Genomic DNA, 24217 nt, shown 5'->3' with positions numbered 1-24217 from the left:
AAAATCCCTAAAATGCAGAATCGATCACGTTCGTGCAGGGACTCAGCGCAACGCAAAAGGTAAAAAACATTTAAAAACAGTAAATTATCGCATCTTTAAAAAAGAACAGTGAAAGCAGGAAAACCGACATGAAAACAAAGGAGAGGAGAAAATTAGGAAAATTGCGTAAAGCATCACGAAAAATAAAACAGCGTTTTGATAAGTTGCTGGCTGATTCATATGTACCCCAGCCATCACCAGAAGTGAGCTGAGTGTTTCTGTAACTGGCCTTGCCCTTTCTCGTGAAGGGCTTTTTTTTGCCCAAACAAAAAGGCCTCCGCTGGAGGCCCGATGGGGAAAAAGAAAAAACTACTCGCGCTCTACTGCCAGCGCAACGCCCTGACCGCCGCCGATACACAGCGTCGCCAGCCCCTTGCGGGCATCCCGCTTGATCATTTCATGCACCAGCGATACCAGAATACGGCAGCCGGACGCACCAATCGGATGCCCGAGCGCAATGGCTCCGCCGTTAACATTGACGCGCTTTTCATCCCACTCCAGTACCTTACCTACTGAAATGGCCTGGGCGGCAAATGCCTCATTGGCCTCAATCAGATCGACATCGGCGAGCTGCCAGCCCACCCGCTCCAGGCAGCGGCGCGTGGCATAAACCGGGGCAATGCCCATCAGCGCCGGGTCGACCCCGACGCTGGCAAACGCACGAATGCGCGCGAGGATCGGCAGGTTCAGCTCCAGCGCCTTCGATTCACTCATCATCATCACCGCCGCCGCGCCATCGTTGATGGATGAGGCGTTCCCGGCGGTCACTGAACCGAGCGAATCAAACGCCGGCATCAGACGCGCCAGGCCTTCAGCGCTGGCGTCGGTACGCGGCTGTTCGTCGGTGTCCACCACCTGCGCCAGCCCGTCTTTTTGCAGATTCACCACCGGCACGATCTCATCGCGAAAGCGGCCTGAATCAATGGCTCGTCGCGCTTTTTGCTGGGAGCTGAGCGCCCAGGCGTCCTGCAGCTCACGCGATATGCCGTATTCCCGGGCGAGATTTTCCGCCGTCACGCCCATATGGTAATCATTGAAGGCATCCCACAGGCCGTCGTGGACCAGGCTGTCTATCAGCTGGCTGTTGCCCAGTCGTGCGCCCGTGCGGCTGTCGGTCAGCACATGCGGCGCCCGGCTCATGTTCTCCTGGCCGCCCGCGATCACCACATCGGCTTCACCGCACTGAATCGCCTGGGTCGCCAGATGCAGCGCCTTCAGGCCAGAGCCGCATACGTCGTTTATGGTGATGGCCGAAACGGTATTCGGCAATCCGCCCTTGATGGCCGACTGACGCGCAGGGTTCTGCCCGGCACCGGCCGTCAGCACCTGCCCGAGGATCACCTCATCGACCGCCAGCGGATCCAGCCCGGTGCGTTCAACCAGCGCTTTCACCACGACGCTACCCAATTCGACCGCGGTAAAGCGCGAGAGCGCGCCCTGGAAACAGCCGATAGGCGTACGTACAGCACCTACGATAACGACGTCTTTCATCCCGACCTCTGCGCAAATAAACAGCGCTATAGTAGAGCATTGTTATCAACTATTATCGCAATTGTTTACGAAAAGTGAGTTTTATCACAAAGGGATTTTCCTTCACTTAACATTCATCTGCCATCTCACCGATTAAAACAAATCTCCTCCCCCTGGGGGGGCTGAAATGGAGTAAACTCGCCGCTGTTTTTTCGTTATCTGGTTTAAAGATTCAAAAAATGTCGAAATTATGGTCAAAAGACGAAACCCTATGGAGTTTCGCCTTATATGGTACTGCGGTAGGGGCGGGCACCCTGTTTCTGCCGATTCAGTTAGGGTCCGCAGGGGCCATGGTGTTACTGATTACGGCCCTGGTGGCCTGGCCGTTAACCTACTGGCCACACCGCGCGCTTTGCCGCTTTATCCTCTCCGCTAACCTGCCCGCTAACGTTGGCATCACCGGCGCCGTCAGTCACTACTACGGCAAGAAGATCGGTAATCTTATTACCGCGCTCTATTTCATCGCCTTCTTTGTGGTGGTGCTGATTTACGCCGTTGCCATTACTAACTCGCTGACGGAACAGCTGGCGAAACAGATGACCGTCACCCTCGGCATCCGCATGGCGGTCAGCCTGGTGGTGGTCCTGGTGCTGAACCTGATCTTCCTGATGGGCCGTCACGCCACGCTGAAGGTGATGGGCTTTCTGGTCTTCCCGCTGATTGCGTATTTCCTGTTCCTGTCGCTCTACCTGACAGGCGACTGGCAGCCGACCATGTTTAGCGAGGGGCTGACGTTTACGCCGCAAACGCTGCACCAGGTCTGGCTCTCTATTCCCGTGATGGTTTTCGCTTTTAGCCATACGCCGATTATCTCGACCTTCGCCATCGACCGGCGCGAGAAGTTCGGCGAGCAGGCCATGGATAAATGCAAAAAAATTATGCGGATTGCCTATCTGATTATCTGCCTGAGCGTGCTTTTCTTCGTGTTCAGCTGCCTGCTGGCCATTCCGGAAAGCTACATCGTGAATGCCAAAAATGAAGGCGTCACCATTCTTTCCGCGCTGGCAATGATGCCCGCTGCGCCGCACTGGCTGGCGGTTTCCGGGATTATTGTGGCGATTGTGGCGATGTCGAAGTCGTTCCTCGGCACCTACTTTGGCGTGATTGAAGGGGCGAGTGAAATGGTCCGCGCGACGCTGAATGTCGCGGGCATCCGCAAGAGCCGCGCGTTTAATCGCGCCATCTCCATTCTGCTGGTGTCGACGGTGACCTTTATCGTCTGCTGCATCAACCCGAATGCCATCTCAATGATCTATGCCATCAGCGGCCCGCTGATTGCGATGATCCTCTTTATTATGCCGACGCTCTCCACGTACCTGATTCCGGCCCTCAAGCCTTACCGCTCGGCGGGCAGCCTCATCACGCTGATTGTGGGTTTGCTCTGCGTCTCAGTGATGTTCTTCAGTTAAACACCGCCGCGGCAGGCTTGCCTGCCGCACATTCCGTTAAACTTTATTCCCCTCTCTCCTCAGCGAATCGGTTTACACTGATTCGGTTAAGCCATTATGAGGAAACAGTTATGTCCAGCGTTACACAGTCCGGCAGCTTTACTCTTGGCGATCGCGAAGTCTGGCGTCTTGGTTATGGCGCGATGCAGCTCGCCGGTCCCGGCGTGTTCGGTCCACCAAAAGATCCGGAGATGGCGGTTAAAGTTCTGCAGGCCGCGCTTGAAGCGGGCGTGAATCACATCGACACTTCCGATTTTTACGGCCCGCACGTCACTAACCAAATCATCAAAAAAGCGCTGCATCCGTATCCGGAGTCACTGACAATCGTCACGAAAGTCAGCGCCCGCCGTGACGAGCAGGGTAACTGGCTGCCTGCACTTTCTGCACCGGAGCTGACTCAGGCGGTGGAAGACAACCTGCGCAATCTCGGCCTGGAAGCGCTGGACGTGGTCAACCTGCGCAGCATGATTAGCGTCCATGGCCCGGCAGAAGGTTCGCTGGAAGAGCCGCTTTCTACGCTGATTGATCTCAAAAAGCAGGGAAAAATCCGCCACATCGGTCTGAGCAACGTCACCGCGAAGCAGGTAGAAGACGGCATGAAGCAGACGGAAATCGTCTGCGTACAGAACTTCTACAACGTCGCTAATCGCCATGACGATGCGCTGATCGACGCCCTGGCGGCTAAGCGCATTCCTTACGTGCCCTTCTTCCCGCTGGGTGGCTTCTCACCGCTGCAGTCTCAGGAACTTAATGAGATCGCCGCAAGCCTGAACGCCACGCCGATGCAGGTGGCGCTGGCCTGGCTGCTGCAGCGCGCACCAAATATTCTGCTGATCCCGGGCACCTCTTCGCTCGGCCACCTGAATGAAAACCTGGCCGCGGCGCACCTGACGCTGCCACAGGCCGCGCTGGACGTGCTGAACAATCTGCCGCAGACGGCGCAGCACTAAGGCTTTCTGAGTGCCTTCGGCCAGCCTGAAGGCACTTCTCTTCTAAGCCCACAAAAATTTTTTCACACTCGCGCAACTTTTCTCTCACCTCCGGCGAACTGTTAAGGGAAGACCCTTTAACTCAACATGACCGGAGCCGACCATGATTGCTGTGAAACACCATTTATCCCTGCTTGCCAGCGCCGCCGTATTTGGCCTGTCTCTGATGGCCTTTAACGCCGCAGCTGCACTTCCCGTTGGCGCAAGCGCGCCTGACTTCAAGCTGGATGCCGCGCTTGGCGGTAAACCCCTGACCTTCTCACTGCAGCAGGCGCTGCAAAAAGGGCCGGTGGTGCTCTATTTCTTCCCGGCTGCATTCACCGCAGGCTGCACGCTTGAGGCTCATGACTTTGCCGAAGCCACCGACGATTTTAAAAAGCTGGGCGCCACGGTGATTGGCGTCACCGCCGGGAATACCGACCAGGTCGCGAAGTTCTCGCAGCTCGAGTGCCGCAATAAGTTTGCCGTTGCCGCCGATCCGGGCGCAAAAGTTGCCGCCGAATACCAGACGCAGATGCAGATGGGCGGTAAAACGCTCTCGGACCGCACCTCGTTTGTGATTGCGCCAGATGGCAAAATACTGCTGAGCTACACCGACCGTAACCCGGACGAGCACATCCAGAAAACCATGGATGCCGTGAAGAAATACGCCCAGTCACACTCCTGATAACAGACAGAGACGCGCTATGCTAACCGCCCTGTTCGCCGCCTTCCTCGGCGGCATTATTCTCAACTTTATGCCCTGCGTGTTCCCGGTGGTTTCGCTGAAGGCGTTTGGCCTGCTGCGCCACGACGGCAATACTGCCAGCGCCCGCAGCGAAGGCCTGGCGTTCCTGCTCGGCGTGGTTGTCACCATGATGCTGCTTGCCGGGGTTTTGCTGGCGGCCCGCGCAGGCGGCGCTGCCGTCGGCTGGGGCTTCCAGCTTCAGTCGCCGCTGGTGATTTCGCTGCTGGCGCTGGTGATTCTTGGTGCCGCCCTGAACCTGCTCGGCGTATTTGAAGTGGGACTTTCGCTACAGCGCGCCGGGGAAATTTCCGTCGGGCGTGGGGCATTCGTACGCTCCGCGCTGACCGGCGCGCTGGCGATCATCGTCGCCACCCCCTGCTCTGCACCGTTCATGGCGAGCGCTATCGGCTATGCGCTGATACAACCGCCTACGGTCGCTCTGGCCATTTTCTTCGCGCTGGCGTTGGGCTTTGCCGCCCCGTTCACGCTAATATCACTCTTCCCGGCGCTGGCTAAACGTCTGCCGAGGCCGGGGGCGTGGATGAACGTGCTTAAGCATGCGCTGGCATTCCCTATGCTTGGTGCGTTCGCCTGGCTGGTCTGGGTGCTGGCTCAGCAGGCAGGTACGACCGCGCTTGGCGTAATGCTGGCAGGTTCGGTAGCCCTGAGTTTCGCCGCGTGGCTGTACGGCATCGCCCAACGACGCCAGCTGGCTGGCCGGGGATATCGGGTAATGTATGCGGTGACGGCTGTGCTGATAGTCGCGATTCTTTTACCTCTGCCGGGCATCATGAAGCCTGCGGCAACGGCTGACGTCATGGCAAGCACCGCAACGGTTAAATGGACGCCGCAGGCGGTGGCAGAACAGCGTGGTCATGGCAAAGCTATCTTCGTAAACTTTACCGCCTCGTGGTGTATTACCTGTCAGGTCAACGACAAAACATCACTCTCAACCCAGGCGGTAAAAGAGGCGATGGCCCGTACCGGTACGCTGTATATGGTGGCAGATTCGACTAAATTTAATCCAGATGTCGATGACGCGCTGAGCCAGTTTGGCCAGGGAGGATTACCGCTGTATGTGGTCTATCCTGCCGACGGTGGCGCACCGAAGGTACTCCCTCAGGTATTGACCCCGACTATCGTGGTGAATGCCCTTAATCAGGCGTCCGGAAAAAAAGCGTGATGACCGTAACGGCGGCACGCCCGGCTTTTCCGGCGTCGTGCTGCAAGGCGGAATATGGATAAGGTGGTTGTCCCGCGTGAAGCCTGGCCCGCGTTTATGGCGCGTGCCCAGGCCGGTGACCGGCAGGCGTATGCGCAGCTGTTGCAGACACTGGTGCCGGTTATCCGCGCGCTTGTCCGCAAACAGGTGGACGACGAGGAGCTGACCGAAGACGTGATTCAGGACGTGCTGTTAACCCTGCACCGGATCCGCCACACCTACGATCCGGGCAGCCCGTTTCTGCCCTGGCTGATGGCGATTGCCCATGCCCGGGCCATTGATGCCTTAAGGCGGCACGGGCGGCGCGCCCGACGGGAAGTGGCGGACGATGATTCGCTCCTTGAGATGGCCGATCCTTCGTTTGCTCTCAGAGCGGAACGGCTGGACGTCGGTGAGGAGCTGGATGGTTTCCTGAATCAGCTTCCCGCCCGGCAGCGCCAGCTTGTCGAGCACGTTCATTTGCAGGAGATGAGCCTCGCTGAAGCCGCTCAGGCCAATAATCTGAGCGTCTCCGCCGTGAAATCATTATTACACCGGGCGTTAAACACCCTTCGCCGTTCTGGAGCCAGTCATGGACAGTCATGATGCGTTAATTGAAAAACTGAGCCATCGCGCCACCCCGGTCAACCGTATCTTACCGGTGCGCTGGCGTGTGGCAAGCTGGGTACTCATGGCGCTGCCCGCGGGAGCGCTCGCTAGCCTGCTGCTGGAGCGTACGGCAACGGACTGGACGCAGCCGGGAGCCTGGCTGGCAATAGCGCAGCTGATCGTCATTTTTGTATTGGGACTGCTGGCTATCCATTCGGCGTTTACGCTCAGCATAGCCGGGCAACGCCCAGCGAAAATGCGTTGGCTGCTCCTGCTGGCAGGGATGTGGCTGGCATCGGTCCTGATGAGCCTCGGCTACCAGCCGCTGACGGCAAGTAGCCTGACGGATACGCGCTGCTACACGTTTATGGTGACCGTCAGCGTGCCGATGATCGCGCTGGTGATTGGCTATCTGCGCCATACCCGCACCCTGAAGCCGCTGCAAAGCCTGGCGTTATCGGGCACAGCCGTGGCCTGCATGGCGCTTTCGCTGCTGATGTTTTGCCACCCGGTACATCTGCATCCTGAGGATTTCCTGATGCACCTGGCGGCCATCGCCACCATTATCGTTGCCACCATTGCGCTGGGCTGGCGCTGGGTCAGCGCTTACTGAGAGCCAGTCGTGCCGCAAAGAGCAAAAACGCGGTGCCGGTGGCCCGCTCCAGCCATTTGACGACCGAGGGATTTTTTAGCATGGACGCGGCATAGCCTGACGCCAGAATCAATGTGAGCGACCACAGCGTCCCCAGGCAAACGTGGATCGACACCAGAAGAAAGGTCCAGACCAGAGGGGAGTGCCCGACAGGAATAAACTGCGGCAGAAAAGAGACATAAAACACGCCCATTTTGGGATTCAGCACGTTGCCCAACATCCCGCGTAAGAACCCGTTGCTGCTTTGTGCGTCACCGCCGGGCGTGAGCGTAAAGCTCTGCCGCGGGCGCAACAAAAGCTGAACGCCAAGCCAGCACAGATAAGCCGCACCGCACCACTTCAGTAAGCTGTACGCCAGTTCAGAGACCGCCAGCAGCGCCCCGAGACCAAACGCCACCAGCGCGCCCCAGATGAAACAGCCAACGTCAATGCCGAGCGCCGCCTGAACGGCTTTTTTGCCCCCTTCCGCAACGGAGGTTCGCAGGATCAGGGCGGTATCGAGACCAGGCGTCAGGGTGAGCAGAGTTGCAGCGAAGGTAAAGGCAAGGAGGGAATCAGTGACGGACATTTTACGGCTCCGAAAAAGTGGAGCCTACGCAAAAATTAACACTAACGCAACATAAAAGCGCTGGCGCCACATCGCCACCGGCCCGTAAAAATCACACCTTAAGCATTTTCACTGTGGCTTCGATGTCGATTTCATCTTCAGAAAAAATCAGCGTTTTTTTCTGGAAAGTGGTGATCGCCAGCTTCTTCACGGAGCGCATTTCACCCGCTTTGACCGTCGCTTTAGGGCGAATACTGTTCATCAGCAGGCCCACGGAAAGCACCGCATTCTCTTTGTCTATTTTGCTGTCGACAGGCTCTTCTTCGCTGTAGACCAGATACGTTTTGATCGAGCTGAGCTTCAGGCGCTCGCCCGCAATGTAGATATATTTGCTTTCCGGCAATACCTTCACCGCAAATGCGGACAGGCCTTTGGTGTTGGTTGTCGGCTCAAACGTTACCGCCGCATCTTTTTTAATCAGCTCCGGGTTGGCGACCTTAATCACGTGAAAATAGCGATTGTCGCCGTTTTCATCTTTGATAAACCCAAACCCTTTGTCTTCAAACCAGGTTGTGATTGTTCCGTTCATCGCCATTACCGCCTCATTCTTCATCTACTCAATTTTGCAGCGCGCAGTGTAATGCACAATGCCTGCACAGACTATGCCTTTGAAGTAAGTCTGGACGATAAAATGGCGGGGTACCAGAGAACCTTCAATGGCGGCACGCTTCAGGCTGAACAGTGCCGCCATAAGATCTGACCCGCTTATGTGGTTCATATTCTTGTACAAATCATTGACGGTAGTATCACGCTTTGTATTAGCAGGGCGTTATCTTTTACCTGCGTTATATATAAATAATCTATATTGTCCAGCTGAAGCTGATCCACAATGCCTGGCGGTGCAGTATCATCAGGCAAACGATCAATTTTTCTTTCGACTATCTGATAAATATTGCTGCCGTGCATTTTTTTTATTTTGAGACTGAACGTGCGATTGATAATCAGCGTTTGCGATTCGGTCTTCATTAGCCCTTGATAAACAGCGTTAAGGGACGTTTTACCATCATAAAGAAACACGCCAGCTAACCTGAGTTCAACGGAACCACCTGTAACGTAGCTTTTACGCGTAATAATGTCTGATTTACATTCAAACGTGGCATTTTTGTTACGAAGGAGTTTACTGCCTGCTGAAATAACAAAAAGCGTAATAAAGAAGATCGCAATTCCATGCGTAAACCATTTCTTACGAGTCAATGTTCTGTATCTCCCCTAACTTACGCAGAGATCGGCAGCTCCGGTAACCTGTATCTTTTTCATTTCTGAAGCATACGCCAGTGAAGCTGTTCTTAAAGACAATCTGCTCGGTGCTGGAAAAAAAGACGTCAGCTTTATTTTTCCGGCAATCGATCTGCCAGGTATTTAGCTGATGGTCTATCGCCTTTAACAGAACGTCCGGGTTATCGGGATCCCGACGGCTGCCAATAAGCCAGAGCCCGCACTGCTCATGCTGTCCCAAAAAAACCAGTTCTGTGGGTTCGAAGGTATCGGCATTGCCGAACCACGAGAGCAGCATCAACGCGACTCCGGCAATAATGGCGATCAGCAGGATAGCCAGCATCAGCATAAGAGGATTACGCTGCACCGTGACTTCAGGAACCTGCTGAAGTTCTGAAGACTCAGTCTCACTCTCAGCCTTAACCTCAGCCGCACGGGCTACGGGGCGCACCGTGTGGTGCTCAATGTGTGCATTAAGACAAAAGCCTTTTTTGCGGATGGTATTAATTAATCCAGGATCGTGTCCAAGCTGGCGAAATGCCTTTCTGATTTCACTGATAGCAACGTTAAGGCTAACCGAGGAACCCGTAAACCCCTGATTTTCCCAAACCGTTTCAATTAACGCTTCCCGCGTCAGCTCATGACCGCTGTTAATAACCAGCTGATATAATAACCGTCCTGCCTGATTTGATAACTTAATGTTTACTTCTGGTTCATCTATAAGCAAAACAAGGGCAGTATCAACCTCATAAAGCATCCTGTAATCAATGAGATATTTCACTCCCCCCCCTATCTGGTGAACATTGAGAAAGCGCTTACTTGCGCTCACTTCATTAAAGTTATACAGACATCCTCGATGGAATCAAAGAGAATGATTGATGAGGTTGATTTATTGTTATTGAACTATAGAAATCAAGAATGAATGATACTCACTTAAGAGTAAATGACATCTACTTAAGAGTAAATGTCATCTGGTTTGGCGTAAAAGATCGCTATTTAGGGATAAATGATATTCAGTACAGCTGATGTATTTATATTACCCTGAGCGACAGCTCTAGTATTATATACGTAGTAATAAGCCGCCATGGGAATGGAAATAGTTTGCGTCATGGCACCGCCCTGCGCCACGCTGAAAAGAGATGTGGCGGTTCCCCGACTGGTAGTAGAGGTAGAAAACACGACGGGTTTACCTGCATTACTGGTTTTTACGACCCGAATGCCAACGCCTTTAGCCGCTGAAGTACTGCTGTCTACCAGTACGCTACTGTCGGCAGGCAGCAGGTTATTGCTGGAAAGGAACATATCCACCGCACGCGTTGAGGTGCTGTCCGTGTTCAGGTTCTGGCAGCTCATATTCAGCGTGAAGGGTGTGATACCCGGCTGGCTTGAGGAGTCCAGCTGTGAAATCCCGACTTTTGGCAATACAACCGTCAGCCCGGCGTTGTCAAAAGCGCAGGTGGTTTCCGCCGGTGCATACTTAATTGTCATCGGCTGACCGTACATATCGCGATTATCGTACGGCCAGTGGAAACCATTAAACAACCAGGTCAGGATCTTCGCCGCCTGGGTTAGCGGCCACGTCAGAATTTCCCATAACGACATGCCGCTCATGTCGCTGACAAACATGACATCGCTGATGCTTACCGTGTTACCAGCCACTGCCGTGCCGGTACTGCTGACCAGCGTAAAGCGCAGATTCATTGCCGTGTTAAGCTCTGAAGCAGTGTGTCGACCGGAGCTGGCAAGTTTTGGGTTTGCCGGCGTATTCACGATCTCTGCGCGCACGTTATATTTGCCAAAGGAAAGAATCGTGGCCTTGCTGCTGTCGGTGGACAAAATCGGCGTATAGGCAAATTCACTATTACCGGTGGTGCAGTTAAAGGAGCCAACGTACTGCGTCATGACCGTGGTGGTCCACTGGGTATTGGTCATGCTGAGCTTGTCCGACAGATCGATGTTGAGGGGCGTACCGTAGCTGATTCCGCTGCCGGAGCAGGTGGCATAGCTTACGCCGCTGGCGCAGGCCAGCAGCAGAAAAAGAAATAACCTGAACATAAAAACTCCTGTCATGCAGAAAACTAGCGACAGCGCGTAGGGGCTGCATTCATCCCATAGGTCGGAGAGACGAGCCGGCAGCTTCCATCGCGCAGTTTGACGTTCAGGCTCTTTGGCTGATGCTCCGAGCGAATGTACAGCACGCTGTTCTGGCCCACGAATCCGACCGACTCTCCGTCATCGTTAAAGACTTCTGTTCCAAACGGCAGCGGTTTCCCACTGGCCTGTAAGGCATTAAGCTCCCAGGAGGTCCGGCGATCGGTTTCGAAGCGCAGATAGCTGACGGCGCCGTCCCAGGGAGCCGTATTGGCGATGTTACCCATCACTTCCGCGCCAACGCTGTCACTGGTGCTGGACAGGGTAATGGCATTGCGGCGGTACGGGGTTGCATAAGGCACCAGCGCCAGCCCGTCGCGGTTGGTGACGATGCTGTCATCTCCGTTCACCATCATGCCTTTTGCCCCTGGCGCTTCCACGATGGTCATCGTCCGGCCCACTTCGTTGGACATCAGCACGTGACCAGGGATGGCAACGATGCTACCGCGGCTGCTGAGGCCAGCCTGCCGGTAGTCAGAGGATTCACTCCAGGAGCCACCAACCGTTGAGATATCAGAACGGTATGCGGCGCTGGCGCTGGCGGTATTGCTCCCACCGTGCTGATTGCTGCCGGAAAGGGAATAGCTCAGACGATTCGAATCCATGGCGTTGCCGCTCAGGCTAAGGTTGGTCTGCTGGTAGTGTGAATCCGCTGCCGAGACGCTGGAGGTAAGCCATGCGCTGCTGTCAAACATTGAGAAGGGCAGGCTGAGTGAGACGTACATGCGCGTTTCCTGCTGGCGATCGCTGTTGCGAACGCGGCTGGCGGAAAGCGTATAGCTGGCCTGGCCAAGCGAGTTGGAGTAACCAATTTGATATTCCCGACTTTTCTGCGCTTTGCTCCAGTAATCTCGCTGGGTAGCGGAGATAAACGCCGTTCCCCAGCCCTTCCCTAACTGCTGGTTAAGATCCAGGTTGAAGGTATTTTTAGGGCGAGCAGAACGCAGCGCATCCCACGTATTGAGATCGATGTCCGGGCTGAAGCCATAGACATCTTTCATCTTGTCATACTCTTTTTCCAGCCGATGGTAGCCTTCGCGGGAATAAATGGCGTCACTGAAGCTATAGTAACCTTTGGTCGAGTAGCGATAGGCCGCCAGGGTAAAGTTAGTCGCGGTAGTGCTGACGAATTTACTGTAGGCGATACGGAAGCTTTGCCCGCTGTCGCTTCGGTTTTGCAGCTGTGTTCTGGCATGAGTGACGTCCAGCGAAACGGCACCTACCGGCAGGTTCCAGCCTGCACCGAGCAGGCCGGAGGCGTAGTTTGCGCTGAGAATTGAGCCTGCATAGCCAGTGACCAGGTTGTTGAAGCCATGGCGCAGCGTGCCCTGAATAAACGCTGGCTGATAATCGGTATTGGCCTGATGCACTTTACCCGCGACCAGGCTGTACTGGCTGATGCCCTGTTTCAGCATGCCCGGTACGGCGGAGAACGGGACAGAAAAAGACTGCTGAGAACCATCCGCTTCACGTACCACGACCAGCAGATCCCCTGCCGAGCCGGTGGGCTGAATATTGTCGAGCGTGAACGCGCCCGGTGGAACGTTCTCCTGCCAGATAACGTTACCGCTCTGCATGACCTTAACCAGGGCGTTAGTCCGTGCCACACCGTGTACGACGGGCGAAAAACCCTGCTGGGAGTTCGGTCGCATATTGATATCCGATCCCAGAGAGACGCCGCGTACCCGAAGCGAATCAAACAGATCGCCGGGAGTATAAAAGCCGCCCATCATCAGATTCGACTTCAGCGTTGGGATGGGACGGCGAAGATAGCGGGTATTATTCTGCCACTGGCCACTCTCTCCTGAGTGCTTGCTCCAGGTGCTGCTGTCGCGAAACTGCCAGCCCAGCAGGTTGATCCCGGAATCCAGCCCGGCGTAAAGATCGTCATCGCTGTCCCGGCTACCCGTTTTCGAGCGCGTGTTGTAATAAGTTGTGTTGTAAGAGAGCATCAACGCCGGAATGCCCTGGTCCCAGAGGCGCGGATCGACGTAGCCTTGCTCATGATGCAGCATAAAGCTTTGTGGCACCGTCAGTTGAATGCTCAGGGTTCCGGGGTCGACAGCAACGCGACCGCCCTGCACCAGCTTTTTCAACTGGACGCCATCTTGATCCATCAGGTTAAGCTGACTCATATCGATCCCCAGCAGTCCGGCACTGGTGCGGTCAAGGAAGATGTCGTCTTTGGCTTTACCAAACGTCACCGTATAGCGCCCCTGCCAGTCGCCATTGACGTAGATATCCATCTCCTGATTGCCCGCAGGCATGTCGTTATCCTCATAAAAGCGAGACAGATCGGACTCACGCGATGCACCGGCCAGTAAGGACGTATCAAAAGTTACCGCGCGGGAGGGCTGGGGCAGCAGGCATGAGCATGCCGCCAACAGCCAGAGTCTGTTTTGTTTGCGTTTCATGAGTGAGAGTTCCGTTTACTCGGTGATCAGGGCTTTGGTCTGGTAGGCTCCGGCATCGTCGACGTACATCACGCGATACGACTGGCCTTTTCTGACGCTTTTCTTGCTGATAGCCGTGTCCTGACTGAAGGGAGAAACCATCAGGGAGTTTTCCAGCAGCTTGCTTTCGCCTGAGCCTTCGATGTTGGCAATCGTGATATTGAACGGGCTGTTATTGATAATGGTGAAACCGCGGGCATCGGCATTCAGCCTGAGTTGATTTATCGCCTGCTCGAGCGTGCCTTTAAGGGCTGTCGGACGATAAAAAACCTTAATTCGTGACTTAATTGCCAGCTGCATGGTATTCAGGCCCTGCATATTTTCAGGCTTGGGAGGAATATCCAGCACGTTCAGATAAAATACGGATTCACGATCGCCAGGAAGGCTAGCCGGTAATTTTTTAATACGCAGCTGCTGCCCGTTATGACCGTTTACTTTTACGACCGGTGGCGTGAGCAGAAACGGGACTTTTGCCGTTTCTGGCGTGGAATTAATATCGCCATCGTCAATCCATGCCTGTACCAGGGAAGGATCGTCCCCGTTATTAATAAGCTGAACAACCGTTTCTTTGGTATTTTCAGGATAAATAATTCGGGTACCGTTAATAATAACATTGGACCATGCAGAACCTGACGCCAGCAGCATGGTAGCCAGAAGATAAAGAGTGCGCATGATAAAACCTTATTAACCAGGCCCGGAACCGGGCCCGGCGGAAAAACAATTACAGATAGGAAACGGTATAAGTCACATTGGAGCTCAGGGAACCCACTTTTGCCGCATCGCTGTTGGTTTTGTAGTAATACACGTCGAGGGTCAGCGTTTCGGCATCCGGCGCAGTTTTATCACCCATTACCTTGGTGGTGTAAGGCTGATTCAGCGGGATTGGCGTTGAGGAAGACGGCTCTGCCAGTGAGAAGCCAACGTTGCGAGCTACGCCAGCGTCGCTTTCGTTGACGCTATTATTCAGCAGGTATTTTCCATCAGTAGAGATGTTATCCGCGGAGGAGAAATAGACTTTCAGAGGCGTACCGGCGGTACCTGCCGCAGGTGAGCAGCCGGAGAAGGTCAGGGAGAAAGATTTTTTGTTTTTAGTGATCGGCCCAACGGTAGTGCCCGCATCAGATACGGAGATTGGCGCCAGGGCAACCGTAAAGTCAGCACTTTTGCCGCCGTTGATGGTGCAGGTCGTGTCGGTGATGGCACCAGAGAAATTGATTACGCCACCCGCAGCCTGGTCAGCGGCGGTTGCCGCGCCAGAGGTCATTGCCGCAGCCAGTACGGTTAAGGAAATAATGTTCTTAAGCATGAGAAACTCCAGAATACGATTTAATTTTACAAATACCAGGGTCGAACTTTCCGGTAAAAAAGATTGCAGTGTGACCTTTCATAAAATTATTTATCCGCGCTTTAAACCGCCTGGCTTCGGAGAGCCAGAATCGATTATTAATCACGCGGAGAAACTATTTTAATGTACCGAAAACCCATTTTTGAGTCGCATGCCGTCTGTACTGGGCTGCTGCGACCCGACAACATAATCATGCATAATAATCTCAAAATACAAAACATTATTCTTACTTATTGAAATCATAAGAATAATAATCTTATGAGAAGATTAAAACTTTATTATTAATCTGTTTAGAACATCCACACAATCTCTGGGTGAAATTTTATCTTTGGACTTTAAATGCTATTGCCATGAAGAGATTTTTTCCTGGTTGCTGATACCTTGACCCACGTATTTTTGTCCTAAATACTAGCCGCGCTTTATGCCCACGGTTTTTAACTAAGACGCAACGCATGAAATATCTCATTGACTATACAATGCTTTACGAAGTAGATACCGGCACAATTTTACTCGAAGGTGTCGAGGAAACCGCTGTTCGCTTATCGAATCAGGCTGCCAGATTGTTGCATGTTCTTATCCTTAATAATGGCAAGCTACTGGAGCGCGATGAGCTGATTAAACGCGTCTGGGAGGATCACGGCTTTTCGGGTTCTTCCGTCAGCCTGAACGTTGCCATCAGTGAAATTCGTAAAGCGTTTCGCATGCTTGAACACGATCCTTCTTTAATTACAACGGTAAGAGGGAAAGGGTTTAGCCTCTCGGCGCATATCCAGCACCATACCGTGCGGCCAAAAAAAGAGGCGACAGCAGACGGTAAATCGTTATACGAACAGACTCCCTCTAACTGGCTGCGCAAGAATGTAAGAAATATTCTTCTAATATTACTAATGATTATTCTGAGCGCCGTTGTGTCGAGCATTGTAACGCAATGGATGAGCCGCAATACGCTGCCGCAGGATCCCTCCCTTTCCTATGCCGGACATTTCCATCAGTGTGCAATATACGTGATGAATAAAAACAATGGAGCAGATCTCAATCACTCTCTTGAAGAGGCGGCCAGAGGGCTAATAAACAACAAAATAAACTGTCTGCAGCGTGCGGCTGATGTTTATTTATCGACGTTTCATCAAATTAATCTGCAGAATTCTTTTATGGGAGTATGTTTCCTGCAGGACTCCCATTCAGGCTATCGCAGCTGCATATCCTTTCGTAGTCTGACGGGGGAGTAGGCCGTGATCAAAAAATTCCTGGTAGCCGGAGCTCTGCTGGCAGGGTTGTTAACGGTAGTGACATACTTTGCGCTGCCTGGTTTATGGAAGAGTACGCCCCCTTTACTCAAGTGTGAATCGGACGTGGTTACCCGGAAAACTTACCCTGACGGCAACTATATAGAACTGAGGATGACGACGCTGCTGCTGATGAACTCGGAAAGTTCGCTCACGGCGTTTGATAAAGGAGTGATGCTGATGCCGGAAAAAAACTATGCCATCGACAGACGCTATAACATGACGCTTGAGCGGGTGGATAACAGCAATATCTACCATATTCATGGCAAGCAGATGCAAAAAACGCCGGACGATACCGCCCCTGCGGATATCATTAATCAGCTGATGATGGACAGCATCAACTTCTTCTGGATAACGCCGGTTAAACCCGGCAGCTGGATGATTCAGGGGCTGGTGCTGCCGGTAATGGTATGCCGGGATATTTGATCCCTGAGAGGTCCTGCCATGGAAGTGATGAGCGCGCATATCTGTACGGCCCGGGCGAGCAAAGGCCTGTACCCATGAAGATAAAATTTTGCCTGTAGGTTCACATTGCACAAGGTAGCGCATAAGAAGACTTAAGATAGTAAAGATGCAAAACGTTCACAACGTATTATTGACTGATGATTCCAGAATTGGCTACACTCCTTTCCATGGCCAGATATAAAGAATTTGATGTTGAAGTCGCGCTGAATGCGGCAATTGCCGTATTTCGGGAATACGGCTACGCTGCGACGTCTGCCCAAATGCTGACAACAGCGATGAAGATAGGCAGGCAGAGCCTCTATGATACGTTTGGTGGAAAGTGGCAACTTTACTGTTCAGCGGTCGAGAGGTACTCGGCAGATGAAACCGCCGCGCATATTTCCATGCTGCAAAAAGAGGGAAGCGCTATCAATGGCATTGAGGCGATGCTGGAACGGGTGATCGCTGAAGCCACCTCTCCATGTCTTGGACTGAGTTCAATCAGTGAGTTTGCTAATCGCGAAACCGATCTTCAGGCGATACGCGATCGGGCAGCAAAAGGGATGTTTGAAGTACTGAAAGGTAAAATCAGTCAGGCACAAGTTGAAGGTGATATTTCCTCCAGCACGCTTCCGGAGCAGGTAGCCCTGTTTCTGGTTGCGAATATTGCAGGGATCAGAATGGCCGCTCGTGGAGGAGCAGATGAAAGCAGCCTTCATGTGATAAAGACATTGGCAATCCAGGCTCTGAAATGAGCCTGTTTTTTTACCCAATTCTGGAATGATTGTTCAAGACAGGAGTGTAACTTGTGAAAGCGATAGTGACAGAACAAGCTGGTGGACCAGAAGTACTGAAATATCAGGAATGCCCGGAACGACAGCCTGGCAGCGGGCAAGTCGTGGTCAGGGTCAGTGCAGCTGGCGTAAATTTCATGGATATCGGTGTCAGGAAAGGTACGGTATGGCAGGACATCCCCTGGCCCCGAATCCCTGGAGTAGAAGGTGCCGGGGTAATATTGCGTACGAGTGACGACGTCAGTGAGTTTGTGCCTGGACAAAGGGTTGCCTGGGTTTATGCACCAGGGAGCTATGCTGAGGAAGTGGTCATTCCAGCCTCCGCCCTGGTTTTAATTCCTGATAGCATTGACGATAAAACAGCAGCGTCTGTGATGATGCAGGGGTTGACCGCCAGCCATTTCGCTACCGAGTTTTACCCAATACAGCCCGGTGATATTGCTCTGGTGCATGCCGCTGCTGGTGGTGTTGGTTTACTGCTGACCCAGATAATCAAGCACCGTGGAGGGCGGGTTATTGGTCGCGTATCCTCTGAGAGTAAAGTCGCCATGGCTAAAGAGGCTGGAGCCGATCATGTTATCGTCGATACGAAAGGAACGTTCGCCGCCGAAGTTATACGTCTCACAGAGGGTCAGGGCGTACATGTCGTTTATGATGGTTCCGGCCCGGTCACATTCCAGGATTCACTGAACGCCTTAAGGATTGCTGGCACATTTTGCTGGTACGGGCCCATTCTGGGAGCCCCGGATAAAATTGATATTATGAGCCTTCCTAAAAGTATCAAAATAGGCTACGCAACGTTTAACCATCACGTTCATACTTCAGCATTGTTGAGAAAACATACGAATATCCTGTTTGACTGGCTACTTGCGGGAACCCTCAAAGTCAGCATCGGGAAGGAATATGCACTGGCTGATGCCGCACAGGCGCATGCTGATATGGAAAGCAGAAAAACAACGGGCAAATTATTACTTATCCCATAGAGCGCATTCGTTCAGACTTTATCTGACAGCTACCGGTTATTTTTTCGGGTATCTGTCAGAGTACATCCGCTCACCAGCAATATCGTACTTGTCTTTCAGGTTCCGGAGGCGCTCAATGAAAATATGCGCCGTAAACGCAGCAAGCCGATGCCGTAACGTGACAACCTGTAGTAAATAACTGATTGAAAGCGGAACGAGTTTAACGAAGTTTTGCCACAAGGGGAGAAATCTGGAGCGGGTGAAGGGAATCGAACCCTCGTATAGAGCTTGGGAAGCTCTCGTTCTACCATTGAACTACACCCGCTCAGGGAGTGCCTTCGAAAAGGTGAAGGCATTATAAACCTAACGCCTTCACTGACAAGCCTTTCGACTATTAAGTGGTGATAATCTGAGCACTTAGCATTTCGGTTTGCTGCCCTGAGGCGGCAGATAGCGCAGCGGATCGATGGCGGTGGCACGGTAGCGAATCTGGAAATGCAGCTTCACCGCATCGGCGTCGCTGCTGCCCATCGTGGCAATTTGCTGGCCGATTTTTACCGACTGACCGTTATTGACCATCATTTTATCGTTGTGCGCATAAGCGGTGATGTAATCTTCACTGTGCTTAATCATGATCAGGTTGCCGTAACCACGCAGCTGGCTACCTACGTACACCACTTTCCCGGCGCCCGCCGCATAAATCGGCTGACCACGCGAGCCTGCGATATCAATGCCTTTATTGCCACCATCGGCAGTGGAGTAAGGCAGAACAACCTTCCCGCTCGTTGGCCAGCGCCAGCAGCGCTGCCCGACCGGCGGCCAGGACGACTGCGGCACGGCAGAAGACGGCGTGACTTTCGCTGTTTTACCGCCTGAAGATTTCTTCGATCCGGAACTGCCGTTAACCTTTAAGCGCTGTCCGATTTCGATGGTGTACGGCGGTGAAATGCCGTTCATCCGGGCGAGGTCGCGCACGCTGGTACCGGTCATGCGGGAGATCTTCGACAGCGTATCGCCGCGTTTAACGGTGTACATCGACCCGCTGTAGCTGCCGTCAGAGCCTGATTTACTGCCGGAGCAGCCAGCCAGAACCAGCCCGATAAACAGGCACAGAAAGAGGCGTATAGGTTTTTTCATCAGGCGTCCTGCGCGCACAGCAAATCCTCGGTGTTGGTCAATCGGATGGCCTATGATACCAGCCCTTGCCGCCATGCCAATGTTTAGCATGCATTAACTGTGTACAGGGCGGTCGACTCGTCCATAAAAAAAGCCCGGCTTCTGCAAACCGGGCTTTCATCACGCAAAGTGACTTATTTCGTTGGACGCATTGCCGGGAACAGGATCACGTCACGAATGGTGTGGCTGTTAGTGAACAGCATAACCATACGGTCAATACCAATGCCCAGGCCCGCCGTTGGTGGCAGACCGTGTTCCAGCGCGGTAACGTAGTCTTCGTCGTAGAACATCGCTTCGTCATCGCCTGCCGCTTTCGCGTCAACCTGATCCTGGAAGCGCTGCGCCTGATCTTCTGCATCGTTCAGCTCGCTGAAGCCGTTGCCGATTTCACGGCCACCGATGAAGAATTCAAAGCGGTCAGTGATTTCCGGGTTCACGTCGTTACGACGGGCCAGCGGAGAAACTTCTGCCGGATATTCGGTAATGAAGGTTGGCTGAATCAAGTGCGCTTCCGCCACTTCCTCGAAGATCTCGGTCACGGTACGGCCCAGACCCCAGCTCTTCTCAACCTTGATGCCAATCTCAGCCGCGATAGCTTTCGCCGCGTCGAAGTTGTCCAGGTCAGCCATGTTGGTTTCAGGACGATACTTTTTGATCGCCTCACGCATGGTGAGTTTCTCGAACGGCTTGCCGAAGTCGAACGTCTGGTCGCCGTAAGGCACTTCAGTTTTGCCGAGAATATTCTGCGCCAGGGTGCGGAACAGGGATTCGGTCAGCTCGATCAGATCTTTGTAATCTGCGTAGGCCATATAGAGTTCCATCATGGTGAACTCTGGGTTATGGCGAACGGAGATACCTTCGTTACGGAAGTTACGGTTGATTTCGAACACGCGCTCGAAGCCACCGACCACCAGACGCTTCAGGTACAGTTCCGGCGCGATACGCAGGTACATGTCGAGATCCAGAGCGTTATGATGGGTGATGAACGGACGCGCGGACGCGCCGCCCGGGATCACCTGCATCATTGGGGTTTCCACTTCCATAAAGTCGCGACCCACCATGAACTGGCGGATACCGGCGAGGATCTGGGAACGCACTTTGAAGGTGTTGCGGGATTCATCGTTAGAGATGAGATCCAGGTAACGCTGACGGTAGCGTGCTTCCTGATCCTGCAGGCCGTGGAATTTGTCCGGCAGCGGGCGCAGGGCTTTGGTCAGCAGGCGCAGCTCGGTGCAGTGAACAGACAGCTCGCCGGTCTTGGTTTTGAACAGTTTACCTTTCGCGCCCAGGATATCGCCCAGATCCCATTTCTTGAACTGGTCGTTATAAACGCCTTCTGGCAGATCGTCGCGCGCAACATACAGCTGAATACGGCCGCCAACGTCCTGCAGCGTCACAAAAGAGGCTTTACCCATGATACGACGGGTCATCATGCGCCCGGCCACGGTAACTTCAACGTTCAGCGCTTCGAGCTCTTCATTTTCTTTCGCGCCAAATTCGGCGTGCAGCTGGTCGGAGGTACGATCGCGACGGAAATCGTTCGGGAAGGCAATGCCCTTCTCACGCAGCGCGGCAAGCTTCTCGCGACGGGATTTCAGTTCGTTATTAAGATCAACGACTTCGTCAGCACCTTGTGCTTGTTGTTCAGACATTTTGGTTCCTCATAACCCTGCTTTCAAACTAGCTTCGATAAACTGGTCGAGGCTGCCGTCCAGTACCGCCTGCGTATTGCGGGTTTCAACCCCGGTGCGCAGGTCTTTGATACGGGAATCGTCCAGTACGTATGAACGAATCTGGCTGCCCCAGCCGATATCCGATTTGTTTTCTTCCGCCGCCTGCTTCTCAGCATTTTTCTTCTGCATTTCCAGCTCGTACAGCTTCGCTTTCATCTGCTTCATGGCCTGATCTTTGTTCTTATGCTGCGAACGGTCGTTCTGGCACTGAGTAACGGTGTTGGTTGGAATGTGGGTAATACGTACCGCAGATTCTGTACGGTTAACGTGCTGACCACCGGCACCGGAGGCGCGGTACACGTCGATACGCAGATCTGCTGGATTAATTTCGATATCGATGTCGTCATCGACTTCCGGGTAGACAAACGCGGAGCTGAACGACGTGTGGCGACGACCGCCGGAGTCAAACGGACTCTTACGGACCAGGCGGTGAACGCCCGTTTCGGTACGCAGCCAGCCAAATGCGTATTCGCCCTGAATGCGAATGGTCACGGATTTGATACCCGCGACTTCACCTTCGGACTCTTCAATAATCTCTGTTTTGAAACCGCGTGCTTCCGCCCAGCGCAGATACATACGCATCAGCATGCTGGCCCAGTCCTGAGCTTCGGTACCGCCGGAGCCTGCCTGAATGTCAAGGTAGCAGTCGGCGCTGTCGTATTCACCGGAGAACATGCGGCGGAATTCAAGCTGAGCCAGTTTTTCGTCGAGCAGATCGAGTTCGGCGACGGCTTCGTTGAAGGTCTCTTCGTCATCGGCTTCAACGGCCAGCTCCAGCAGGCCAGAGACGTCTTCCAGCCCCTGAGACATCTGATCGAGCGTGTCGACGATGGCTTCCAGCGAGGAACGTTCTTTGCCCAGCGCCTGTGCGCGCTCAGGTTCGTTCCAGACGTCCGGCTGTTCCAGCTCGGCGTTTACTTCTTCCAGACGCTCTTTCTTGGCATCATAGTCAAAGATACCCCCTAAGAACGTCAGAGCGCTCCGTGAGGTCCTGAATGCGATTTTTTACCGGATTAATTTCAAACATGGTCGATTATCTTTTTTTGGGCTTGTCAAAATGCGGTGATAAGAGCGGGATTTTAACGGATCTCCGCCCTTTTTTATAGGGAATCCTGACGCTAAATTGGCCAGATATTGTCGATGATCAGTTGCAGGCTGCGGTTTCCGCGAAACTCGTTGATGTCCAGCTTGTAGGCCAGTTCCACTTCGCGCACGCCGTTGTCTGGCCAGCAAGCGGTATCGACGTTAAACGCGATACCGTCCAGCAGCGGACCACCGCCCACCGGCTCCACCATCACCTTCAAATGTCGCTCACCCACCAGGCGCTGCTGAAGAAGCTTAAAGCGACCGTCAAACAGCGGTTCCGGGAACATCTGCCCCCACGGCCCCGCATCGCGCAACAGCTGCGCCGTCTCCATGGTCATATCAGACGCCGCAAGCGGACCGTCGGACACCACTTCGCCTTGCAGGAGTGCCGGATCTAACCACTCGGTCACCAGCTCGCCAAAACGCAGCTGGAATTCGTCAAAGCGGGCCTCTTCCAGCGACAGACCAGCCGCCATCGCATGCCCACCGAACTTGATCATCATACCGGGACAGAGCGTGTCGAGCCGCTCGAGCGCATCACGCATGTGCAGACCCTGAATCGAACGGCCAGAGCCTTTAAGCGTGCCGTCACCCGCAGGGGCAAACGCAATCACCGGGCGATGGAAGCGCTCTTTAATGCGTGAAGCCAGAATACCCACCACGCCCTGATGCCACTCTGGATGATACATCGCAAGACCGCCCGGCAGCGTTTCGCTGCTGCGTTCAAGCTTCTCGCACAGCGTCAGCGCTTCCGCCTGCATGCCCTGCTCAATCTCTTTGCGCGTCTGGTTCAGCGCATCCAGTTCGTTGGCCAGCTGCCGCGCTTCGCCAATGTTGTCGCTGAGCAACAGCGCCACGCCAACGGACATATCATCCAGGCGACCAGCTGCGTTCAGGCGCGGGCCAAGCGCAAAGCCAAGATCGCTTGCCGCCAGCTTCTGCGCATCGCGGTTTGAGACTTCCAGCAGCGCTTTAATGCCGGGCCGACACTTCCCGGCGCGGATACGGCTCAGGCCCTGCCACGTCAGAATGCGGTTGTTGGCGTCCAGCGGCACGACGTCCGCCACGGTGCCAAGGGCTACCAGATCCAGTAGCTCAGCCAGATTCGGAATGGCAATGCCCTGCGCCTCAAACCAGCCTTTATCACGCAGGTGGGTGCGCAGCGCCAGCATCAGATAAAAAGCGACGCCAACGCCCGCCAGCGATTTCGACGGGAAATCACAGTCGCGCAGATTTGGGTTAATGATGGCTTCTGCATCAGGCAGCGTATCGCCCGGCAGGTGGTGATCGGTCACCAGCACGGGAATGCCAAGCGCATGGGCGCGTTCAACACCTGCGTGAGAAGAGATGCCGTTGTCGACGGTCATAATGAGCTGTGCGCCACGCGCGTGGGCCTGATCGACCACTTCCGGACTCAGACCGTAGCCGTCTTCAAACCGGTTCGGCACCAGGTAGGTGACATTGCTGCAGCCAAGCTGGCGCAGCCCCAGCACGCTAAGCGCGGTACTGGTTGCGCCATCAGCGTCAAAATCACCCACCACGACAATCCGCACGCCTTCACGGAGAGCGTCATAAAGCATTTCAACGGCCTTCTCTATGCCGGAGAGCTGCTGCCACGGCAGCATTCCTTTAACGCTACGTTCCAGATCGGCCGCGCTCAGCACGCCACGGCTGGCGTAAAGCCGCTGAAGCAATGGCGGGAGATCCGCAGGCAGCTGCGCCGAAAGGTTAACCTCCCGGCGGCGAAGTTGTATCTGCTGTTTCACGCCG

25 protein-coding genes and 1 tRNA gene are annotated in these 24217 nt (G+C 54.0%); 11 read left to right on the top strand and 15 right to left on the bottom strand.

Annotated elements, in window-relative coordinates:
- Window positions 1–128: 128 nt before the first annotated feature.
- Complete coding sequence (locus AB1287_RS03070) at window positions 129–251, top strand: hypothetical protein (RefSeq protein ID WP_435616904.1); 123 nt, start codon at window positions 129–131, stop codon at window positions 249–251.
- Window positions 252–348: 97 nt separating this feature from the next.
- Here the strand turns inward: AB1287_RS03070 and AB1287_RS03065 are convergent, their stop codons facing one another.
- Window positions 349–1530 (bottom strand): acetyl-CoA C-acetyltransferase, encoded by a 1182-nt coding sequence (locus AB1287_RS03065; RefSeq protein ID WP_312628567.1) that lies wholly within the window; start codon window positions 1528–1530, stop codon window positions 349–351.
- A gap of 218 nt (window positions 1531–1748) precedes the next feature.
- Between AB1287_RS03065 and AB1287_RS03060 the strand changes: the two genes are divergently transcribed.
- From AB1287_RS03060 to AB1287_RS03035, 6 genes are all read left to right on the top strand, one after another.
- Window positions 1749–2978, top strand: coding sequence for an amino acid permease (locus AB1287_RS03060; protein WP_435616903.1), 1230 nt, complete (start codon window positions 1749–1751; stop codon window positions 2976–2978).
- Window positions 2979–3088: 110 nt separating this feature from the next.
- A complete protein-coding gene (locus AB1287_RS03055; RefSeq protein ID WP_435616902.1) occupies window positions 3089–3967 on the top strand; it encodes an aldo/keto reductase family oxidoreductase in 879 nt (292 codons plus the stop codon).
- Window positions 3968–4109: 142 nt separating this feature from the next.
- The gene (locus AB1287_RS03050) at window positions 4110–4673 is read left to right on the top strand and encodes a peroxiredoxin (RefSeq protein WP_312628571.1); all 564 of its coding nucleotides are present in this window, start codon (window positions 4110–4112) and stop codon (window positions 4671–4673) included.
- Between the two features lie 19 nt (window positions 4674–4692).
- Window positions 4693–5916 (top strand): protein-disulfide reductase DsbD family protein, encoded by a 1224-nt coding sequence (locus AB1287_RS03045; RefSeq protein WP_435616901.1) that lies wholly within the window; start codon window positions 4693–4695, stop codon window positions 5914–5916.
- Window positions 5917–5970: 54 nt separating this feature from the next.
- Complete coding sequence (locus AB1287_RS03040; protein ID WP_435616900.1) at window positions 5971–6540, top strand: RNA polymerase sigma factor; 570 nt, start codon at window positions 5971–5973, stop codon at window positions 6538–6540.
- Window positions 6527–7156 carry a DUF1109 domain-containing protein gene (locus tag AB1287_RS03035; protein WP_435616899.1) on the top strand — a complete coding sequence of 210 codons (630 nt, stop codon included), beginning with the start codon at window positions 6527–6529 and terminating at the stop codon, window positions 7154–7156. Before AB1287_RS03040 ends, AB1287_RS03035 begins: the two co-directional genes overlap by 14 nt.
- On the opposite strand, the gene AB1287_RS03030 is transcribed toward AB1287_RS03035, so the two are convergent.
- The 9 genes from AB1287_RS03030 to AB1287_RS02990 all read right to left on the bottom strand — a co-directional run bounded on the left by AB1287_RS03030 (window position 7143) and on the right by AB1287_RS02990 (window position 14927).
- Entirely contained in the window at window positions 7143–7763 is a 621-nt protein-coding gene (locus tag AB1287_RS03030) for a LysE family translocator (RefSeq protein WP_435616898.1), read from the bottom strand. The two genes, AB1287_RS03035 and AB1287_RS03030, sit on opposite strands and share 14 nt — an antisense overlap.
- 91 nt (window positions 7764–7854) lie before the next feature.
- Window positions 7855–8337 carry a cold-shock protein gene (locus AB1287_RS03025; protein ID WP_435616897.1) on the bottom strand — a complete coding sequence of 161 codons (483 nt, stop codon included), beginning with the start codon at window positions 8335–8337 and terminating at the stop codon, window positions 7855–7857.
- An 18-nt stretch (window positions 8338–8355) separates the two neighbouring features.
- Window positions 8356–8493, bottom strand: coding sequence for a hypothetical protein (locus AB1287_RS03020; protein ID WP_312628578.1), 138 nt, complete (start codon window positions 8491–8493; stop codon window positions 8356–8358).
- A 23-nt stretch (window positions 8494–8516) separates the two neighbouring features.
- The gene (locus AB1287_RS03015) at window positions 8517–8996 is read right to left on the bottom strand and encodes a hypothetical protein (protein ID WP_435616896.1); all 480 of its coding nucleotides are present in this window, start codon (window positions 8994–8996) and stop codon (window positions 8517–8519) included.
- Window positions 8986–9798, bottom strand: a complete 813-nt coding sequence (locus tag AB1287_RS03010) for a transcriptional regulator (protein WP_435616895.1) — start codon at window positions 9796–9798, stop codon at window positions 8986–8988. Before AB1287_RS03010 ends, AB1287_RS03015 begins: the two co-directional genes overlap by 11 nt.
- Window positions 9799–10013: 215 nt before the next feature.
- Window positions 10014–11072, bottom strand: coding sequence for a fimbrial protein (locus tag AB1287_RS03005; protein ID WP_312628584.1), 1059 nt, complete (start codon window positions 11070–11072; stop codon window positions 10014–10016).
- Window positions 11073–11095: 23 nt separating this feature from the next.
- Window positions 11096–13582 carry a fimbria/pilus outer membrane usher protein gene (locus tag AB1287_RS03000; RefSeq protein WP_435616894.1) on the bottom strand — a complete coding sequence of 829 codons (2487 nt, stop codon included), beginning with the start codon at window positions 13580–13582 and terminating at the stop codon, window positions 11096–11098.
- A gap of 15 nt (window positions 13583–13597) precedes the next feature.
- Window positions 13598–14293: a fimbrial biogenesis chaperone gene (locus AB1287_RS02995; RefSeq protein WP_312628586.1), complete on the bottom strand. Its 696-nt coding sequence runs from the start codon at window positions 14291–14293 to the stop codon at window positions 13598–13600.
- Between the two features lie 49 nt (window positions 14294–14342).
- Complete coding sequence (locus tag AB1287_RS02990) at window positions 14343–14927, bottom strand: fimbrial protein (RefSeq protein ID WP_435616893.1); 585 nt, start codon at window positions 14925–14927, stop codon at window positions 14343–14345.
- 491 nt (window positions 14928–15418) lie between these two features.
- On the opposite strand from AB1287_RS02990, the gene AB1287_RS02985 reads away from it, so the two are divergent.
- From AB1287_RS02985 to AB1287_RS02970, 4 genes are all read left to right on the top strand, one after another.
- On the top strand, window positions 15419–16195 hold the full coding sequence (locus tag AB1287_RS02985) for a winged helix-turn-helix domain-containing protein (protein WP_312628590.1): 777 nt from the start codon (window positions 15419–15421) through the stop codon (window positions 16193–16195).
- A 3-nt stretch (window positions 16196–16198) separates the two neighbouring features.
- Window positions 16199–16678: a hypothetical protein gene (locus AB1287_RS02980; RefSeq protein WP_312628591.1), complete on the top strand. Its 480-nt coding sequence runs from the start codon at window positions 16199–16201 to the stop codon at window positions 16676–16678.
- 176 nt (window positions 16679–16854) lie between these two features.
- Window positions 16855–17451, top strand: a complete 597-nt coding sequence (locus AB1287_RS02975) for a TetR/AcrR family transcriptional regulator (RefSeq protein WP_435616892.1) — start codon at window positions 16855–16857, stop codon at window positions 17449–17451.
- Between the two features lie 53 nt (window positions 17452–17504).
- Window positions 17505–18473 (top strand): quinone oxidoreductase, encoded by a 969-nt coding sequence (locus tag AB1287_RS02970; protein WP_435616891.1) that lies wholly within the window; start codon window positions 17505–17507, stop codon window positions 18471–18473.
- Between the two features lie 230 nt (window positions 18474–18703).
- Here the strand turns inward: AB1287_RS02970 and AB1287_RS02965 are convergent.
- From AB1287_RS02965 to recJ, 5 genes are all read right to left on the bottom strand, one after another.
- Window positions 18704–18777, bottom strand: a tRNA-Gly gene (locus tag AB1287_RS02965).
- A gap of 92 nt (window positions 18778–18869) precedes the next feature.
- Window positions 18870–19589 (bottom strand): amidase activator ActS, encoded by a 720-nt coding sequence (gene actS / locus AB1287_RS02960; protein ID WP_409438253.1) that lies wholly within the window; start codon window positions 19587–19589, stop codon window positions 18870–18872.
- Window positions 19590–19762: 173 nt separating this feature from the next.
- Window positions 19763–21280, bottom strand: coding sequence for a lysine--tRNA ligase (lysS, locus tag AB1287_RS02955; RefSeq protein ID WP_435616890.1), 1518 nt, complete (start codon window positions 21278–21280; stop codon window positions 19763–19765).
- Window positions 21281–21289: 9 nt separating this feature from the next.
- Window positions 21290–22388, bottom strand: a protein-coding gene (prfB, locus tag AB1287_RS02950) for a peptide chain release factor 2 (RefSeq protein WP_312628600.1) whose coding sequence is annotated in 2 segments (ribosomal slippage) — window positions 21290–22312 and window positions 22314–22388 — 1098 coding nt in all. Because the reading frame shifts where the segments join, the coding sequence is not laid out codon by codon here.
- A gap of 91 nt (window positions 22389–22479) precedes the next feature.
- On the bottom strand, window positions 22480–24213 hold the full coding sequence (recJ, locus tag AB1287_RS02945; RefSeq protein ID WP_435616889.1) for a single-stranded-DNA-specific exonuclease RecJ: 1734 nt from the start codon (window positions 24211–24213) through the stop codon (window positions 22480–22482).
- Window positions 24214–24217 lie beyond the last annotated feature (4 nt).

Source organism: Scandinavium sp. UTDF21-P1B (genome assembly GCF_040750395.1).
Taxonomy (GTDB): Bacteria; Pseudomonadota; Gammaproteobacteria; order Enterobacterales; family Enterobacteriaceae; genus Scandinavium.
Note: the sequence above shows the minus strand (reverse complement) of the source record. Positions and strands in the feature narration are given on the sequence as shown.